The sequence below is a fragment of the Nostoc sp. genome (genome assembly GCF_036917375.1).
In the GTDB taxonomy this organism is placed as follows: domain Bacteria; phylum Cyanobacteriota; class Cyanobacteriia; order Cyanobacteriales; family Nostocaceae; genus Nostoc.
Genome location: NZ_JBALDN010000092.1, coordinates 52,080 through 71,530 on the forward strand (window position 1 = coordinate 52,080; position 19,451 = coordinate 71,530).

At 42.3% G+C, this 19,451-nt stretch carries 12 protein-coding genes; all 12 read right to left on the reverse strand.

Going from position 1 to position 19,451, the window contains the following annotated elements:
• Positions 1-153: 153 nt before the first annotated feature.
• The 12 genes from V7K45_RS23740 to V7K45_RS23795 all read right to left on the reverse strand — a co-directional run bounded on the left by V7K45_RS23740 (position 154) and on the right by V7K45_RS23795 (position 19,414).
• Positions 154-2,712 carry a CHAT domain-containing protein gene (locus tag V7K45_RS23740; protein WP_335007418.1) on the reverse strand — a complete coding sequence of 853 codons (2,559 nt, stop codon included), beginning with the start codon at positions 2,710-2,712 and terminating at the stop codon, positions 154-156.
• 87 nt (positions 2,713-2,799) lie between these two features.
• Positions 2,800-5,400: an S-layer family protein gene (locus V7K45_RS23745; RefSeq protein WP_335007462.1), complete on the reverse strand. Its 2,601-nt coding sequence runs from the start codon at positions 5,398-5,400 to the stop codon at positions 2,800-2,802.
• A 147-nt stretch (positions 5,401-5,547) separates the two neighbouring features.
• Positions 5,548-8,037: an S-layer family protein gene (locus tag V7K45_RS23750; RefSeq protein WP_335007419.1), complete on the reverse strand. Its 2,490-nt coding sequence runs from the start codon at positions 8,035-8,037 to the stop codon at positions 5,548-5,550.
• Positions 8,038-8,111: 74 nt separating this feature from the next.
• Positions 8,112-10,661 carry an S-layer family protein gene (locus V7K45_RS23755; protein WP_335007420.1) on the reverse strand — a complete coding sequence of 850 codons (2,550 nt, stop codon included), beginning with the start codon at positions 10,659-10,661 and terminating at the stop codon, positions 8,112-8,114.
• 123 nt (positions 10,662-10,784) lie between these two features.
• Positions 10,785-12,566 carry a ShlB/FhaC/HecB family hemolysin secretion/activation protein gene (locus V7K45_RS23760; protein ID WP_335007421.1) on the reverse strand — a complete coding sequence of 594 codons (1,782 nt, stop codon included), beginning with the start codon at positions 12,564-12,566 and terminating at the stop codon, positions 10,785-10,787.
• Positions 12,567-13,107: 541 nt separating this feature from the next.
• Positions 13,108-13,275, reverse strand: coding sequence for a CopG family transcriptional regulator (locus V7K45_RS23765; protein WP_335007422.1), 168 nt, complete (start codon positions 13,273-13,275; stop codon positions 13,108-13,110).
• Between the two features lie 717 nt (positions 13,276-13,992).
• On the reverse strand, positions 13,993-15,333 hold the full coding sequence (locus V7K45_RS23770) for a DUF4910 domain-containing protein (protein WP_335007423.1): 1,341 nt from the start codon (positions 15,331-15,333) through the stop codon (positions 13,993-13,995).
• 14 nt (positions 15,334-15,347) lie between these two features.
• A complete protein-coding gene (locus tag V7K45_RS23775) occupies positions 15,348-16,286 on the reverse strand; it encodes an NAD-dependent epimerase/dehydratase family protein (protein WP_335007424.1) in 939 nt (312 codons plus the stop codon).
• Between the two features lie 37 nt (positions 16,287-16,323).
• Positions 16,324-17,208 carry a hypothetical protein gene (locus V7K45_RS23780; protein ID WP_335007425.1) on the reverse strand — a complete coding sequence of 295 codons (885 nt, stop codon included), beginning with the start codon at positions 17,206-17,208 and terminating at the stop codon, positions 16,324-16,326.
• Between the two features lie 161 nt (positions 17,209-17,369).
• Positions 17,370-17,927 (reverse strand): dTDP-4-dehydrorhamnose 3,5-epimerase, encoded by a 558-nt coding sequence (gene rfbC, locus V7K45_RS23785; protein WP_335007426.1) that lies wholly within the window; start codon positions 17,925-17,927, stop codon positions 17,370-17,372.
• A 39-nt stretch (positions 17,928-17,966) separates the two neighbouring features.
• On the reverse strand, positions 17,967-18,620 hold the full coding sequence (locus V7K45_RS23790; RefSeq protein WP_335007427.1) for a PIG-L deacetylase family protein: 654 nt from the start codon (positions 18,618-18,620) through the stop codon (positions 17,967-17,969).
• Complete coding sequence (locus V7K45_RS23795) at positions 18,617-19,414, reverse strand: sugar phosphate nucleotidyltransferase (protein WP_335007428.1); 798 nt, start codon at positions 19,412-19,414, stop codon at positions 18,617-18,619. Before V7K45_RS23795 ends, V7K45_RS23790 begins: the two co-directional genes overlap by 4 nt.
• Between the last annotated feature and the right edge of the window lie 37 nt (positions 19,415-19,451).

The window sequence follows — 19,451 nt, forward strand, 5'->3', positions numbered from 1 at the left end:
TACGTTTCTTTCGACTATGTTCAGAAGCTCAGAGAATAAGTCTAAGTAAGAGTAAAATCAGGGAACTTCTACTAGCAGTATAGGCGAGCTTTAGATGAAACGCTGTAAAAAATAGCCTAAATTATTTGCAGTGAAGTCCGTTGTATTACTTAGCTAAATCCAGTTGCCGATCAAAACAAAGCCAGACCAAAAGAACGGTTCGTGGAAATCAGTTTGGCGAATTAGGCTAATTTGTGCTTGTCTTAGTGCTTCAGCTTTAGTGATTTTGGGTTGTCGGAGTTGGTCATAGAAGCGAGTCATGAGCATCGCGGCTGCCCGATCTTTGACGGGCCATAGGGTGGCGATAGTTGAACGAGCGCCGGATTTGACAGCCAAGCCCGCTAGTCCCAGGACGGCGCGATCGTCGCCTGCGGCAGTATCGCAGGCACTTAGTACCAGCAACTCGATGGCTTTTGATGGATCGCTACCGCGATTTTTCAGGAGTTCAGATAATTCTTTAACATTGACTTGTCCATCCCAAGTGAGCAAGAAGGTGTCTTCGAGGCGGGAACTAAACTGTCCGTGGGTTGCTAGGTGGATAATACCTGCACTACTAGATTTCACACGTTCAGCAAGGGCTTGACTGGTAAATTCCTGATTCAGTAACATCCTAGAAGATACCGCCTTGGAGATTTGTTTCACTTCTGATTCAACGGCGGGCAAAGCACTAAAGCCAGCGCGAGATTGGCTAATGCCACCCACGATCGCACTGATGTGGTTTTGCGATCGCGTTGCCATTAGTTGCAATCCTGGTGAGAGTGCCACAGCATACTTCTCAATCAGATATTGCTTACCGTCAAAAAGAGCTGCTATGGGAATATTCCGCAATCGACCATCCAAAACAAACACCAATGTTTTGGTATCAATAAATGCTCGATCTGCTGACTCTGGACGAATCAACCAACCATAAATTTGTTGAGACAATCGATCTCGATCTTTAGAATCTGAAACAGGGTTAAGCGCAACCAAAAAATTGTCTAGAGTCTGCTCAATTTCAGCTTGCGATTTATGAGTGACATAGGAACGGAGTGGTTGCCCTGCTTTGGAGAGAATTACTGTTAAACGATCTGGCAGGATGATTGGATAAATGACGGTTGCAGTGGGATCGACCCGATCGATCTGTTGAGTTTTATCTAAACAGGCTTCCCGAAAAAAGTTATCGAGTTCCGCAATTTGGAGGGACTCAATCAATTCACGAGCTTGGATTAGTTCTGCTTGACTGGGTTGATTCTCTAGAAGTAAATCAACCAGTTCTCGGTAGACAGGCTCCACACTGGTGCGAAAAGAGAACTGGACATCAGGGTTGATAGCCACCAAATCTCCCCGCAGTGCCTTTAAAGCGTTGACTGCTTCTGTATAAGCGGTAATCGCTTTTGAGCGATCGCTTTGTTGTTTATACAATTGTCCTACCTGCCAAGCAGATTGAGCAATGATATCGTTAGCTTGAAGTTGGCGGGCAATGTTAAGGGATTTCTGAGTTAACTCCTGTGCTTCAGATAATTGCTGTGTACGCTGATAGAGTTTTCCCCACTGATTTAGTGCATGAGCTTCGGCTTGAGTATCCTGGATTTGCTGTGCAGATTTGACTGTGACTGCCATCAGTTGCGCCAAATCTTTCAGCGGTAGGATTTGCTCGCGATTTGACTGGTGGTTGAGAGTGGCAACAAAATTGATCGCTGCGTAGAGTGAGGTGTGACTGGGGGTCAGTTCTCGGAGTTGTTGGAGTAGTTGAGGTGCGAGTGGGTTAGCAAACTCCAGTTTGTCGTAATTGAGAAAAAGCTTGAACTGAGCTAAACGCGCTTGTAATCGATCGCTTGGGTTAGTTGTTAAGAGTTGAGCCTGTTCAAAGTAATCTAATGCGGCTTCTGGATCTTGCAAGTCAACGGCAGTTTGGCCCAGGGCGATCAGAATAGAACTTAATTGGGGTTGGGCTGAAATTTGGCGAGCGATCGCTAAACTTTGCTCTAAAATCTGTTGACTTTTACCAGAGTCGCCAATTATTTGCAAGGCTAAACCAAGCGATCGCAGTCCACTGACTTTGACTTCTGAATCTGGCATTGCTCCCAGCTTTTGAGTCAGTACCTCTAACTGTTGTTTAGAACGACGATAAAATCCTAAAGTTTGTAAAGCTTGTGCCTGGTTGATTTGACTACCCAGGCTTCCCATTGTGTCGCCTGCTTGCTCATAAAATTTTTGAGCTTTTTGCCAACTTTCGAGGGCGGTTTCGGCTTTGCCAGTATGCAATTGCAAATTTGCTTGGGTATTGAGCGCTTGTGCCCAGAGAATTGCATCAGCAGAGGGAATGGAGGTTTGCAACAGTTTCAGACTTTGCTCAATAGACTGTTGGGCTGCTTGCCATTGATTAAGCTCCTGTTGTGTCAGTGAGAGGTAACTTAAACTTAGAGCTTCGCCCTGGCGATCGCCTTGGGTATGATACTGTTGTGCTGCCGTTTGCCAAATTGTCACTGCTTCTGCAAAGCGTCCTAAATGGTAGAGGTTTCGTCCCTGTTCTAGCCAATTGGTCGGTTGAGAAGTAGATGCTGACACATTCAGGGTAGAAGTTGTTGGTACTGGCAGAGACGCTCTACTAGGTGTAATAGTTATTGCCAAACACAAGCTCAAAATACTCAGACTGATATATAGCCAACGAAGTTGTTTAATTTGAAAACCCATAAGTAATTATCACTACAATAGTTGAGTGGCTTGTATACTATATCACTTTAAAATTTAATCAACTTGGTTATAAGATTCCTGAGCAAATTAACTCTTGGGCACCGCAGCACAAGTTAAGGGCTGTTGCACATGAGCGTCTGGTTGAGTTGCAATTAACTCAATTTTTCCTTGTGTATTAAGTCGCCAACCTGTAGCCTGGACAAGAACTGCCTCTTTTGTGGGTATTTGGGCTATCACTTCGCCTGTTTTGCGGTATGCAGTTAGATTGCGGATATCAGACCAAGTGGAATCACTCGTTACTTGTTGATTGGGATTTGGCGGCACACCACCCCGTCCCGTTGCCACAAATCGACTACCCTCACTAGCAGCGCAGCCTGTAGCAATTTGTTGGGATGGATCGGTGACATTTGCAGGCAGTTCGACTAAGCCGGAATTTGGATCGACACCGATAGTATTAACTTGAACTGTACCACTCACTCCAAATTGGGAACTGGCGGTGATGTCGCTTTCTGGGGTGAGTTGGGGACGGAATTTCAGCCCAAAGATGCCTTGAGTGGTGATTTGAATATTTCCACCGCTTCCGAGTACTGCATTGGCAACGATATCGCTATCTTCGTCAGGAAGGGCAATAATAGCTCCAGCAGTAATATCAATGTTACCTCCGGTAGAAGTACCAGTGGCATTAGTTGTAATATTACTGCCACGACGTAACAGCAAAACATCATTTGCTTGGAGGTGAATGTTACCTTGACTACCTCCTTTAACTTCCGATCGCAGACTGGCTTTATTGTCGAGGAAAATATTATTGGCTGTAATATTCAAATTACCTGCATCTCCGCCTCCTATATTGCTCACGGTCACTTCCGCGCCATTACGTATTTTAACCGTATTAGATATAACTTTTATTGTTCCAGCGTTAAAATTAGTTGTTGAAGATGCTGCGATCGCACTGGGTACAATTTGACCGTTAGTTAAAGGTTGAGACATACCCTGGATATCAATGTTTTTAACCTGTAAGTTAATATTCCCCGCATTTGCCTGACCCTGGCTAGAAGAGGTGATCTGTCCTCCATTAAAGAGCCGTAGGTTGTCAGCAGTTAGGGCGATATTTCCACCTGAACCTACTGAATTATCACCCACGGAAACAGTAATGCCACCAGGTAATTTGCTGATAACATCAATTACTGGATCGCTAACTGCTACCTCTTGCGCCTGAATGGTGATATTTCCCGCTTTCCCTTTTCCTGATAAAGTACTGCGGATAGACCCGCCGTTAAAAAGATGCAAACGTCCAACATCGATTGAGATATTTCCTGCGTCTCCTTCTGTTTGACCAATTCTCGTACCCACTCCAGACAGTAGTAGAGAGGGTGTGTATCCTGAGATATCAAGGCTCTCAGTTGCTCGGATTGAGATATTTCCAGCCTTGCCCGTGGGAGGAGAAACACCGTTAAAGGGTATCAAAGATGTACTGACGATTCCACCATCTTGCACCCGCATCCGATTTGTTTCGATGGAAATATTTCCACTCTGATTGTTCTTGCCACTAAAGAGAGTGGTGGTAATCGAGGTGGGGATTTGAAAAAATGGATTAGAACCTACCACCTCTACATCTGAAGCCCGAACAGTTACATCTCCCGATCGAGAATTGTTGCCATTAGAAAAGGACTGAAGCCAAGCTCCATTTGCTAACTTTAAGTGTCCTGTCTCTACTGTTACATCTCCAGCTCGTCCAGTTGCTGGAGGCCCAAAAAAGCTACCTAAAGAAGTTCCAATGCCAGGATTAATTTGTCCTGGGAGAGAAACACCCAGCAGATCAACAAAGTCTGTGGTGTTGACAGTAATTCCCTTACCTTGCCCAGCAAAGGTAGTGGAACTAATATTCGACCCATCCTGCACCGTCAACCCACGTCCACGGATGTTGATTGCACCCCCGTTAATTCCACTTGCATCAACCAATGAAGCTTGTTGTAACGTAATTGTGCCCCAATTTGTCGTAGCCACAGGACTCGTCAGTTGCCATTGAGCTTGATTTTCCATTTGAATCCCAGCATTCTGCACAGCCCATAGTTCGATATGCCCATTTGGTGCCGTCAGTTTTGCCCCTGTCATGTCGATTTGACTACCAACTAACCCTAGTGTTTGTCCGGTTTTAACTCGCAAGTCTGCCCCTTGAACTTGTATCGCTCCAGCATTTGCCCCAAGTTGCAAACCCACAGGTACACTTATAGTCAGCAAAGGAGTACCCGAAGCATTCACAGCACTAAATTCCGTCCCATCGGCAAACTTAATACTATTCGCCGTCGTCCCCAGAAAGGAGCCACCAATATTCAAGCGGGCATTTGCCCCAAACACAATCCCCGCAGGATTCATCAAAAACAAATTTACCGGGTTACTACTATTAAGCGTGCTAATTAACCCATCAATATTGGAAACATTTCCACCTGTAACCCGACTGAATATAGTTGTAATATTTGGTGTGTTAATTAAATCAAATCTGGCTGAACCACCTGTAGGTACAGAGAAATTACTGAAGCTATGAAATAAATTATTACCTTTTTCAATTCCGTTAAGAATATTAAAATTATTACCACTTGGATTGACAATGGTGTTAGTTGTGCCATCGGATGTCACTTGAGCGATCGCACTGTTACACCCCAAGAAGATTACCCCCAATGGTAGCAGCATCTTACAAATTCTATTACTGACACCGAACCTAGTAGAAGTTAATTTCATCACGGAATTTCCAATTGTACCTAATTAACTAGGGTTCCCAAAATGGTGTCATATATAATAGTCACTTTTGGAATTGAACGGCGATCGCGTTTCACCAATTTAATTTGGCACAGCCATACAAGTGAGCGACGGCTGTATATTGCCAACAGAAGGAGCGGCAATTAATTCAATTTTGCCGTCAGCGCGGCGATGCCAAGTTATAGCTTGAACTAGAATATGTGGAGATGGGGGTATTTGAGCAATGACATTGCTAGTTTTGCGGTAAGCAGACAAATTTCGTATATCATCCCAGGTTCGTAAGCGTAGCCCGTCGTAGACATTGCTCATCACATCTTGATTGGGATTTTGCGGCACACCACCCCGTCCCGTTGCCACAAAGCGGCTGCCTTCACCGCCTGCGCAGCCTGTAGCAATTTGCTGGGATGAATCGGTGACATTTGCAGGCAGTTCGACTAAACCCGAATTTGGATCGATACCGATAGTATTAACTTGAACCGTGCCACTTACCCCAAATTGGGAACTGGCAGTAATATCACTATCAGGAGTGAGTTGGTTGCGGAACTTCAGCCCAAAGATGCCTTGGGTGGTGATTTGAATGTTGCCCCCCCGGCCTTTAATGGCATTAGCAATAATGTCACTGTTTTCTGAACCCACAACGAGCGGAGCGTTGAGCGTGATATTACCACCATCCCCTGCTTCCTTGGCTTCAACAGAAATTTTGCTATTACCCCGCATTAGCAATAGTTGTTGAGCATTAACAGCGAGATTACCTCCGTTGCCAGATTGTGTAGCTGCGGAAATCGTTCCGCGATTAGTGAGGAAAATCGAGTTAGCATAAATCTCGAAATTACCTGCATTACCCGTACCCTCATTTTTCACCCCGATGTCAGCTCGATCCGTAACGCGCAATTGAGGCGTCATTAAGATTACCCCTCCCGCATTACCACTAGGAAATTCCGGCAGATGATAAGTCGCACGGGTGACAGGATCGAGGCGTAGTGCATTAGATCCAATACTGCTACTGACAATGCTATCTTGTGATGTGCCGCTCACTTCGATAAAGTCTGAAGCCAAAATCTTTACATTACCAGCATTTCCGGTTGCGCCAGTTGAGGAGGTGACTAAGCTTCCATCCCGCACTGTTAATCGTGCAGTTGTGATGGTCAGATTCCCAGCATTTCCACTTCCTACTGTTGATGACGCCACAGTAGTAGGGAGAAATGTGACCTTATTAATTCCAGAAACATCTATCGAGTCTGAGGCATCAATTTGGACATTGCCACTATCACCAGTTGTAAGAGTAGTTGACCCAATACTGGCGCCGTTCGTAACTGTAAATTTTTGAGTTGAAAGAGTAACGTTTCCTGATTTTCCAGAACCAAGCGAGGTTGTCAGAATCGATGTCATTACTGAAGGATTGACAGGATTAAATCCACTGGCTGAGATAGACTCGGAAGCCTTAACTACGATATTCCCACCCCGCCCCGAACTCAAGTTTTGAGACTTGATTTGCGCTCCATCCCGCAGCAATAGTTGCCCGGTTGAGATAGTAATGTTTCCAGCCTGCCCTACCCCGATTGTATTGCTTGCCAATTGGCTGCTTTTAGTTCCCTGTGGGTTTGTTCCTGCGAGGGCGAACGACCGAGTACCATTAATCGTAATCCGATCTGATGAGAGGGAACCTTGATTTCGAGTGATAACAGTCGAACCTTCCAAAAAACTGATATCTCTACCCTGCATTTGAATGGCAGTACTTCCAAGCCCAGAGCCAAATATTTGTGCTTGCCGAGTCAACCTGATATCGTTAAATTCGCCAGCATTAGAATAATCAAATGTCCATCCCTGACTTGTGGGAGTTAGGCGAACTTGTCCTGACTGCACACTACCGAGTTCGATGGAGCCATTTACGGTTTTGAGAACGCCACCCGCTAAGTCAATTCCATTTCCTAACAAAGCAAGGGTCTTACCTGAACTTACCTGTAAACCTAGTGGAGTTTGGGGGATGCCATTAATCGAGTTTTGTACTGCGATACCTACGGCAGGCTGCGCCAACGCGCCTGAGTTTTGCCCAAACTGCAAGCCAACTGGCACATTGATTGTCAACAGAGGTGCTGCTGTAGTGTTGCTGGCACTAAACTCTACCCCATCAGCAAACTTAATGCTATTTGCAGTGGTACCAATAAACGAACCCCCAATGTTTAGTTGGGCATTGGGACCAAAGACAATGCCACTAGGATTGATCAAAAATAAGCTAACGGGGTTGTTGCTGTTAATGGTTTGAATCAAGCCATCAATGTTAGATATATTACCGCCAGTAACACGGCTGAAGATGGTAGAAATGTTGGGCGTGTTCGTTAAATCAAAAGTAGCCGAACCGCCTGTGGGAACCGAAAACTGCTGGAAACTGTGAAATAAGTTACTGTTGGCGGCACTACCATTAGTAATGGTGAAGTTATTACCGCTTTGGGAGACAGTAGTATTAAGGGTGCCATCAGGAGTTAGCTGGGCACTCACAGAGGCACACCAAAGGAGCATCCCACCTGTCAGCATTATATCGATCAAACCCCAGCAAACAGAGGGTGCTTTCATCGCTCACTTTCTATCAATACTTAATATATATAGGGTTCCCTAAACGGTATTGTGTTTGAACAGCATCAACAGTTTTAGTAGTCATCTTGGTGTAGCTTTCTAAAAACGAAATTTGCCGCAGGCATTGCAATTCCTGGAACTTCAGTTTGTGCACCACAGGTTAAATATGGTTGTACATGGGTTGGTTGAGCCGCAATTAACTCAATTTTGCCTTGGGTGTTCCGATGCCAGGAAGTAGCTTGGACAAGAACCTTTGAAGATTCAAGCATTTGTGCTGTGACTTCCCCAGTTTTGCGATATTCAGAGATATCGCGGACATCAGACCAAGTGCTTAGGTGTAGCCCGTCGTAGACATCGCTCGTCACATCTTGATTGGGATTTTGCGGCACACCACCCCGTCCCGTTGCCACAAATCGACTGTCTTGCTTTGCAGAACAACCACTGGCTATTTGTTGCGATGGATCGGTTACATTGGTTGGTAGTTGAACTAACCCAGAGTTGGGATCGACACCAATATTATTGATTTGAACGGTACCGCTAACCCCAAATTGAGAACTAGCGGTAATGTCATTTTCGGGAGTGAGTTGGGGACGGAACTTGAGTCCGATAATCCCTTGGGTTGCGATTTGAATATTGCCACCCTTTCCTTTTACAGCATTGGCAATAATGTCACTATTTTCTAAACCCACAATGTTGGGAGCATTAATCGTAATATTGCCACCATTACCACTGCTACCTGCTTCTGCACTGATAAAGCTGCCATGACGCATCAGTAGTAAATCCCGCAGTTGTAAATTAGTGTTACCGCCACCGCCTGCTTTTGTGGATGCTGAAATACTGGCCCTATTGTCGAGTCGTAAGGTGTTCGCCTGAATGTTTAAAGTACCAGCTTTACCTAAGCCAAGGTTTTGGACAAAAACTGTTGCACCATTACTGATGTTAAGAAGTGGGGTGTTAATTGTGGTGTTACCTGAAGTAGCGCTGGAAACTCCAAAAACAGGACGAACAGCAGTACCAATATAGCTGGGATTTTCTGCATCTTTGACACCATTCACATCAATCAATTCAGACGCATTGATAGTCAGTGAACCCGCATTTCCTAAAACTATGCTAGAAGCTGACACTCTGCCGCCAGCTTGAACCGACAGCTTGCGGGTATCGATTTTCAAATCCCCTGCATTACCAAACCCGAATGTGGCAGTAGACAACAAACTAAAATACAAACCCTTTGGCGCTCCCTCATTTGTCACCTGAATTGTATCTGCCTTGACGATAAGATCGCCGCCATTACCGAAACGGTAGGGTCTTGCTGCTATATTGCCGCCAGCTAAAATAGACAGGTTTTGAGTGGAAATGTTGACATCTCCACCTTTTCCAGCCCCATAGGAAGCGGCTAATATCTGGCTGACTGCTCGAAAAGGAGAAGGATCGCCAAATGCAAAACCATTCACCCGCATTCGATCGGTATTGATTGCAATATTGCCACCCGGTGCTGTGCTAAAGGTACGGTTTAAGATATACCCACCCCCATCAATATTCAATTGTGGGGTGGTAACGATAATATTCCCTGCCGCACTTGGGGATATAGTTTCATTAATTAAACTGCTGGAACTTTGAAAATCAGGAGACTTGCCGATAATCTGGAGGGACTCTGTAGCATTGATTGCAATATTACCAGCAGTTTGGTTGCTGCGATTTTGCACTAATATCAGCGAACCATCTCGGATGCTGACCTGTTTACCCTGAATTTGGATGGCTCCTCCCCTTTGCCCACTGAGGTCGCGTGTAGATGCTAAAGCTCGTTGAGTTATCTGAATATTGCCAAAACTCGAAGCATTAGGAAAACTCAGTGCAAATCCTTCAGGGATGGAATTGAGGGTGACGCTTCCGTTAGTGATGCTACCCAATTCTATTTGCCCTCCTGGTGCGGAGAGTAATCCTCCATCTAAGGCAACATTCCCACCCAGCAATGCCAGCATCTTTCCAGGTTGCAACTGTAATCCTCTCGTACCAAGGTTTAATCCAGAAACCTGAAGTGAGTCGCCTAATTGGGCATTGTGTCCTGACCCTCGGACGGTAATGGCTCCTGGACTACTACCAAATTGCAAGCCAACTGGCACATCGATCGTCAACAAAGGGGCTGGTGTAGTGTTGGTAGCACTAAACTCCACCCCGTCAGAGAACTTAATGCTGGTTGCAGTTGTACCAACAAACGATCCACCAATATTCAGTTGGGCATTGGCCCCAAACAAAATACCCGCAGGATTGAGCAGGAATAAATTGGCGCTACCGTTGGCACGGATTAACCCATCGATATTAGACGCACTACCACCTGTAACACGGGCAAAGATGTTTTGGATATCGGTGGCATTATCGAAGAAGGCGGAACCATTTGTAGGCAAAGAGAACTGGCTGAAGCTATGGAACAAGTTTTTCCCAATCTGATTGCCATTGATGATGGTGAAGTTATTACCACTTTGGGAGACGGTGGTGTTGAGGGTGCTATCAGGTGTCACCTGGGCGTTGGTTGAATTGCTCCAGAGGAGCATAGCAGCCAGAGGTATAAACATCCCACTTCTGAATATACTATTCACCAAACCCAGCCAAATAAAGGTTGTTTTCATTTAGTTTGCCAACATTTCAAATTGCCTAAAACCATGACTAGCAAAACTCTAAGAGCTTTTTGAATAAAACTCTCTGAGCAATCCGTATTTATATATTCATAGTCATAAGGATTATTGATTGTCTCAAAACGCTGAATAACTCACTGAGAAGTACAATCCATTTTCCTGGAGCGATCGCTTTTCACCGTCCACCGAGATTAGGGGAATGCCCCAATCTACGCGGGCTGATAAGTCATTACCCTGTTTCCATAACAGCCCTAACCCAGTACTAACAAGCGTACTCGGTGATGGATTTTCGCCTTTGGTATTCCAGCCTTTACCTACATCAATGAAGGGTGTCAGTTGCAACACTCCGCCAATTTTGGCAGCCCGGACAATTGGGACTCGAAATTCCGCCGAAAATAACAGACCATTATCTGTGAGTAATGCATCTTGGCGATAGCCCCGTACACTTAGCTGTCCACCAAGACCAAATTGCTCTAAAGGCACTAAGGAATCTGTTGCCAATTGGAAATCGCCCCTAGCTAAAAATAGAGTATCGGGTGCTAATTGTCGCACCCACTGCGCCTGTCCCCGCCACGCGAAAAAGCGGCTATCTGGTTCATTCTCACTGACATTAGCATCGAACCAATCTACACCAAAACTCAATTGCGATCGCGCCGCAAATACATACTGGTTGCTTCGCTGGGTATATTCTTGAAAAAAGCGCAGGGCAGAAATATTGGTTTTTCCGTTCGCATCTGCACCTGGGGAAAGCCGAAACGGCCCAATATTATCAATACCTAACTCAGTTTGGCTTGACTGGCGCGAGAACGATAGCCCCACTGCCAACTCTTGGGTTGGTTTTTGCACCAGTGGTTGCCGATAGCTCAATTCGTAAGAGCGGGTATTTGACTGAATATCAAGGACACTGAATGGTTCTTCAATCACGTGGTTCCACCCTTGGCTAAAACCGAAGGATACAGTGCCATTACGGGCATTAATCGGCAGCGTGTAATTGGCATTGATTGTATTGCTGCCATCGGTATTGGCGTATCCCACGCTCAGGGTATCGCCCAAACCCAATAAATTGGCTTCTTGCAGATCCACTCCCCGGCGGAAACTACCCACACTTGGCGATCGCCCATTATCCAGGCTTGCTGTCAGCTTAAAAGTTTCTGCTTCTTTAACCTCCACTTGCAACACATTGGTTCCCGGTTGCACGCCTGTCTGCAACTCGGCTGACAGGTTTTGAATCCGCGGATCGAGACGGAGTAGTTGCAGCTTTTCTATTAAACGCGGTACATTTAGGGGTTTACCTGCACCAAGTTTGATGCGATCGCGAATGTATTGAGTGTGTAATCGCCTATTACCGACAATCTTAATTTCTTGCAAACTACCCTCAATCACCTGAATTTTGATTGTTCCAGCTTCTATTGTCTGCGGTGCAATCAATGCGCCTGTGGTGACATAGCCGTTATCAGTGTAAAGCTTGGTGATGGCATCTTTAACTTGCAACAACTCTGCAAATGTCAGTTCCCGTCCCACAAAGGGATTCGTGACAGCGGCAAACTGTTCTGCTTTGAAAACTGTACTGCCCAAAACTTCAATGCGATCTACCCGAAATTTGGTATTAGGGTCATTCTGCTCCAGAATCGGCTGATTCGGTAATTTTAGGGATGGAAGCAATTGATTCTCGTCTGGTGGCTTGGGTAGCACATCCGAGGGTAACGGAGTCTCAGGAAGATCGTCTAACCGACCTGGGGGTAATGTCTGAGGTTCGGGAGTTTGGGCGATTGCATCCTGATAGTTACACAATATTGCGGCGATCGCAAAGCTGAGTGTTATAAATCCAGCAAAAATTCTCAGTTCGCCCAAGGACTTGCTTACCTTCGGCTGATTTATAACCAAGGTTTTTCTAAGCATTATTTGTAATTAAATAAATTAGGAATTAAATTCTTAATACTTTGGAAAGTATAAGTAAATAAGTGGTAAGTACCATATCTAACTTAAAAGTTTTCCGAAAAGATCAGTAATATTACTAATTGTCAAAAAATAGTTCAGGAGGAAAGCCAGATACAAGAAGGGTATTTTGCGCGAAAAAATGGATAAATTACTGCTTAAAAACAGCCACAAAATTTCAAATTTGGTGGTTTACAAAACACTTGCAGACTCACTACCGCTACAAGTAAGCAAGCTAGTAAAAACATCTTGATGCTGAATTCTACCTTTTATTCAATTAATTTGATATTTTTAATTATGTAAGTGTATCAAGATGATTGCACGATATTCAAAGCAAAAGTCAGAGCGAAGATTTCCTCGGCTCTGAACTTTGTAAGAGAGTATTCTTATTTAAATTCCCTAACTTTAGTTATAGGGATTCACTGTTAGCTGATAACTGTTAAGCAGCATATTTCACTGACAAATTAAGATGTACTTATCCTGTTTCACTTTTTTGCAGTTTGATTCACGAGCTTTCAGAGGGTTTTTCATCTTTAGGATAAAGAGAGCGAATTAACTCCCGAATTACATCAGTTGCTGGTCTGCCAGTTGTTGAACAATATTGTTCAAGCTTCTGTGCCTCACCTGATGTGAGATTGATTGTAAGTCGTTTAACAGCCCATTTTTTATTCATGTACTAGACAAAGTATGTTTTGAAACTACTTCTCTAATATCAATCATCTAAACTGCTCTTACAATGGTATAAGTAATGACATTTAGTTCAAGTAATCATGAAGTTAAATAGGATATTTTTCCTAGCAATAGCGAAGATATGAAGTATATTCTAGATTATAAAGTTAAGCTACTTTCTAGGCAGTAATTATAAATAGAATGTAAAACTAATATTAAATATATCAATACAAAATAAGTATTCTCACAGAACAATTGAGGATAATAATATAGAAAAGGTTGACAGCCCTAGCAAATAGAATTCGCGGCTACACACATCAAACCCACCTCCCAATACTTTTCGCGTTTTGGGGAAAAATAGGGGCGCAAGGTCTTGCATAGGTGTCAACTTAAGCTGGAAATAGCTTATCTGTTGGCTTCGATGCCCGCCCGTCAATAAATTTTCGGGCTAATAGCTTAAGTCTACTTCAGTAGACTGGAGATTTTTGGCAATCTTTTAGTCATCTGAAGATGACTTTAGCTATGAGACGGGAATTTCAATTCCCGGCGGACGAGCGGTTTCACGTTAAGTTGACACCGATGAAGGTCTTGCGCTCCTACCGCGTGGTTTATTTATCTGAAAATAGCTGTAAAGCCTGCATCTTGTTTTAGACAATCTGGTGAGAAGGGCTTGCCTGCATTTGTATCGTAGCGAATTTCATTTTTCCAATCTTTTTCAAACTTAATTGGTTTTAATTGTTAATAAGTCATGTGTTAATAATGTATCGGCAGCAGATTTAATGACATCAAATGATATTCCCGACTTTTCTGCAATATCCAATAGAGTATGCTGACCGTCAGATAAATTTAAAACCCACAAGATTGCCATTTCATTTAGCCCGCTATCTTTGTTACCACCAACTGCCCGATATATTCCTCTTTTACCTAACTGTGGCTCACATTTGGGATTTTTGTTGTAGTAGATTTCGTTATTGTTGAGGATATGCAACATCGAATGACATTGAAAGAATGACTCGGCTAGATATTGGGGTTGAACGAAATTTAAATCGTCTGCTGAGGTATGGTATTCAGGAAAACTACCATGAGGCGATCGCATGAAGCAACCTACAGCTAAATTAAATCCTGGCGAGCAATATTGTCGCTCATCATAGCCATAGGGGAAGAAATCTATAATTTTGTGATCTTGCTTTGAGTTTTTGAGTACATAAGCAGCAACTTGATCGATTTCAGTGTCACCTCTACGGCTTTTTTTGTAGGTAAAGTTGCCTGCATCTCCTAAACAAGTTAATACCAAGCCATGTTTAATGTTCTTGACTTTAGCTTCATTGACAGCCAACCATGTAATTGAGCCGATGGTTCCGGGAATCCAGAGAAATCTGTAGGAATATCTTGGTGTAGTTTGCCTTAAATATTTAGCGATAAAAGTAGCGATCGCAATTCCCGAAAGATTATCATTACAGAGTGAAGGATGACAAGCATGGCAAGAAATCAAAACTTCATCAGTACTGTTTCCGGGAATATAATACTCACCATAAGTCAAATAACCTGGTTGCAGAGAAGAATCAATACATACTTCATATTCTTCATCTTTTAGTTGCAAATACTGATTGTGAGTCAGGCAAAAACCCCAACTTTCTTTGTAATATGAAGTTCGGTAAGGAATCCAATTAGGATAATCAGCAAGTGTAAATAGATGTGATTTAAGTTCTTGAAGAGATATTTTTTGATGTATAGGAATACTATAGTTAACAACGTGCAAATTTGAATTAGTAAAATCTACAATCTTTTCACCTTGAGAGTTTTTGATATAGGCATCTTTAATATTCCACTCATTTGGAACTGTCCAATCAAATACCTCTGTTCCTGTTGGCACTTCATGAACTGACAAAGGAATATACTGCTGGAGACTTTTTAAAGTTTCTCTAAAACCATCACCTGTAATACTACGACAAATGGGATATAAATCAGAAATTAGTTGGTAAATTTCTAGACTGATATCCTTTAAGTTAAATGAATTTTTTAGATCGACTAAATTAATATTCTGAAGTCTATCTGCAACCATAAATAGAATCCTTGTTAACTGGTGTATCCAATCTTTTGTTGATGTTTTGTATACCAATTTACAGTTAATTCTAAGCCGTTCTTTAGAGAAATTGAAGGTTGCCAACCTAGTTTATCGTATGTATAAGCCGTATCAGCTACTCTTATTCTTTCCATCGGCCGCTCAGGTAAAGCACCAAATAGTGGCTGGATTTGAGGGTTGACCAAATTAACAAGCTGGGACACAACTGCATGAATGGGTACTAGTTCTCCCGAACCCAAGTCGAATGTACAACCCTCTACACTAGGAACTTGTGTTGCAGCGAGAAGTCCTGCAATCACATCATCGACATAAATCCAATCAACTTGACGCTTTCCACTACTAAGTTTTGGAGCTTGCCCTTGCAACAAGGAAAGAATAACAGAAGGAACGATCTTATACACATTTTGTCCTGGCCCGTAGGTCATAAAGGGTCTAACAAGAACTACAGGTGTCTGATAGAGTCGATGGAACATCCGACCATAAGTACTACTAGCAAATTTAGCAATAGCGTAAGGAGAAGAAGGAACTACTTCAGGACGATCTTGTTCTGGTTCCTCTAAAGAAGCTATTAACACAATGCGACTACAACCAATTTCGGCAGCTACCGTCAATAAGTTAATAGTACTAGTCAGTAAACTATGAAAGGTAGGCAATATGAACTCTAGATTAGGAACTGCTGTCACAAGACCGGATAAATGGAAGATTACGTCAGGTTTAATGCTGTGGAAAAGATTTTGAACAAACTTAATGTCTTCCATATCACCGTGCCACCATCGCAAGCAGCTGATATCAGAAGTATGAAAACTGCGAGAAACAGCATGTACTTCTGCACCATTGTGGCATAAATGACGGACTAAATGAGATCCCAGAAATCCGCTAGCACCTGTAATCAGTATTGTTTGTCCAGACAATTTTTCAACAGAGTTCACCATTTATTGCTCACAGACTGGATGGAAAACAAAAGTTCTTCTATAAGAGATTGTTTGTTGTAGACAATAACAATGTGTCAGTAATCGGGTAAAAATCAGTGCCTCGTAAGAAGTCGCCTAAAGAAGTTCCTGTACAAGCTGAATCAATATTTGGCGCACCCTTTTGAGCTATGACATCATCAAAATGTACAGTTCTAAAGTCAATACTGAAACGAGTATAGCCTGATGTGTTGGGAATAGTGGAGTGCATCTGCGCTCCTGAAAAGAGAATCATACCACCGACTTGTGTAATTAACCGCAATTGCGGCTCCATTTCTAAAGTTTCTTCGGCATGGGGTTGCTTGCGCGTATCTGTTTTAATGTGCTGTGCCGCATTTTTGCGACTTTCTTTAATCCACTGAGCGTAGTTATAATCTCTTGAGCTATTCTTAACTGGTTGACTCCAGTAGCGGGGATGGAATGCCATCGCATTCTCTGGGGTAATATCGTAGACAGGAATCCACCAGTTAATCTGGCACAGAGGAGCAGAATACCAGGTGTCACGATGAGGATGGAAAGCGTAAGCAATACCAGCAGTCAGATAGCGATCGCTAGTTGCTGTTCTCAGGCGAGGTACATCGAAATAGGTTTTGTTCAAGTCACATCCACTTTCTTTCAAGATGCCTTGAATGAGTTGTTTAGATTCAGGATGATGGATAAAAGTTGGCTTGAGTTGTGCTAAAATCTCAACGTATTTCTCTACAGGCAGGCTATGTTGTGCTTCTCTCGGATCTAAAGGGGCAAACGCTTCTTCAACCAGACCACGAGCAAAATCACATAGTGCGATCGCACTAGCGCAAGGAGAATAGACAAACACTTGTCCATTATAAAGATGCTTGCGTCTGATTTCATCACTAAAAATCGAATCAAAATAAATTGTACTCACTTCGCCCCTTATTTGCTGTAACAAAGTTTGAACACAGTCTTAAGTATGAAAATCAAAATTTGAAAAATTAAATTTTGATTTTCTGTGTCTCTGCGCCTGTGTGCGTTCTTAATCCTATATTTACTTAGTAACTATATATTTTTAAATCGATCTTAAAAGTCTTACATCACCGTAGGCGTTACAATTTTTTTCGATTCAAATAAACTCCAAGCCCGATCTTTATCCGAAATTTCAGTCACAGATAGAGGCCATTGAATACCAAAAGCTGGGTCATCATAGCGATACCCACCAGCATATTCTGGTGCATAAAAATCACCCATTTGATACATCACCTCCGTCTCATCGCTCAGAGTTTGAAAACCGTGAGCGCACCTATCTGGGATATAAAGAGCAAGACGATTTTCAGCAGTTAACTCTATACCAATATGAGATAAATAGCTAGGAGAATCTGGACGCAAATCGATAATTACATCATAAATAGCCCCCCTGATACAACGTACCAATTTTGTTTCCTGAGAAGGAGGCATTTGATAATGCATACCCCGCAATGTTCCTTTTTTATAGTTAAAAGATAAATTGCATTGGGCAATAGTAGGTTTTAAGCCACGATTTTGAAATTCCTGAGTACAGAAACTCCGAGCAAAAAAGCCCCGAATATCTCGGTGCAGTTCTAAATCAACAATAAATGCTTCTTTTATTTTAGTTTCAGTAAATATCATGAATTTCCAAACCTGAGATTAAATTCAAATTTTAATTTTTCAGAAAACTATTTTTCGACAGTAAAAGGCTTCCGCATATTTACTCGGTGAATTTGATTCAATCCCCCGAATTCTGAGAATTGAACGAAAAGTCTCTTCTGTAAACCACTGCTTATTATTCTGGGTAGGAAACGCATCCAAAATATATTGAATTTTTCGGCGGCAGAGTGTTTCATTTAAATGCACAAAGAAATTAGGAATACCCAAATCACCATCATATTTGGGTATTTCATATTCTAAAATTAAATGATTTCTAAAGGTATTCCAAGTAAAGTCAGAAATTAGGCGGTGATCTTGGTGGCGATCGTCTCGATGATGAGTAAAGATTATATCTGGCGAAAATTCTTGCTTCAACTGTTCAAAGCATTCCTTCACCTCTATCCCTTGAAAAGGTAGAAAGCCATCTCGAAAATTTTTAATGATAATTTTCTTGACTGGGATTTCTTCTAAGAAGAGATTAGCGCTTGTGGTTGCTTCCTCTGCTCTTTGCTCATTGGAACTAAAGACAACCCAATAGATAACAACATCTTGATAATTCTCTATCAGCTTTAAGATTGTGCCTCCACAACCAATCTCGATATCATCGCAATGAGAGCCGAGACAAAGAATTTTGTACTCAGATTCTTCTATTTTATTCAAACTAAGTTGGATCATATATGGTCGACTTGTACTTGTTCATCTCCCCAAACTTCCCAAGGTCTTCTACCTTGAGCATACATATCATCCAACTGTTGTTTCTCTTTAAATGTATCCATGACTCCGAAAAAGCCAGTGTATTTATATGCAAAAAGTTCTTCTTTCGCAATCAATCTTTGAAAAGGCTCCATGACCAGTTCTTCACCATAATTTATATGGTCAAAAATCTCTTTTTTAAAAATAAAATATCCTCCATTAATCCAAATATCACATTGCTTTACATCTTGGATATTTTTTACCAAACCATCCTCTTGCATATCAACTAAGTGAAAAGTTTGGCTTGGTCTGACACATAAAAAACTACCAATCTTATCACGCTGATAAAAATTATTGATATAGGTTGGTAAGTGTAAGTCTGTCAAACCGTCACTGTAGTTAGCTAAAAATACTTCTTCTCCTTCTAAATACTTTTCTACTGCCTTGAATCTTTGTCCAATATTGGCAGTTAACCCTGTATCTACAAATGTAATATTCCAATCTTGAATATCCCGATTAAATAACTGAATTTGGCTACCGTTGGAAAGGCTAAAGTTATTAGAAAGCCATTCATTGTAATTTAAGAAATAGCTTTTAATGAGGTCGGCCTTGTAACCAAGACATAAGATGAAATCTTTGTGCCCATAGTGAGCATAGTATTTCATGACGTGCCATAATATTGGTCTATAACCAATATTCACCATTGGCTTAGGAATACTTTCTGAATATTCTCTCATTCTGGCTCCTAAACCACCGCAAAATAAAACTACTTTCATGTCACTTACCCCTTTTTGATAATCAAAAATATTAAAT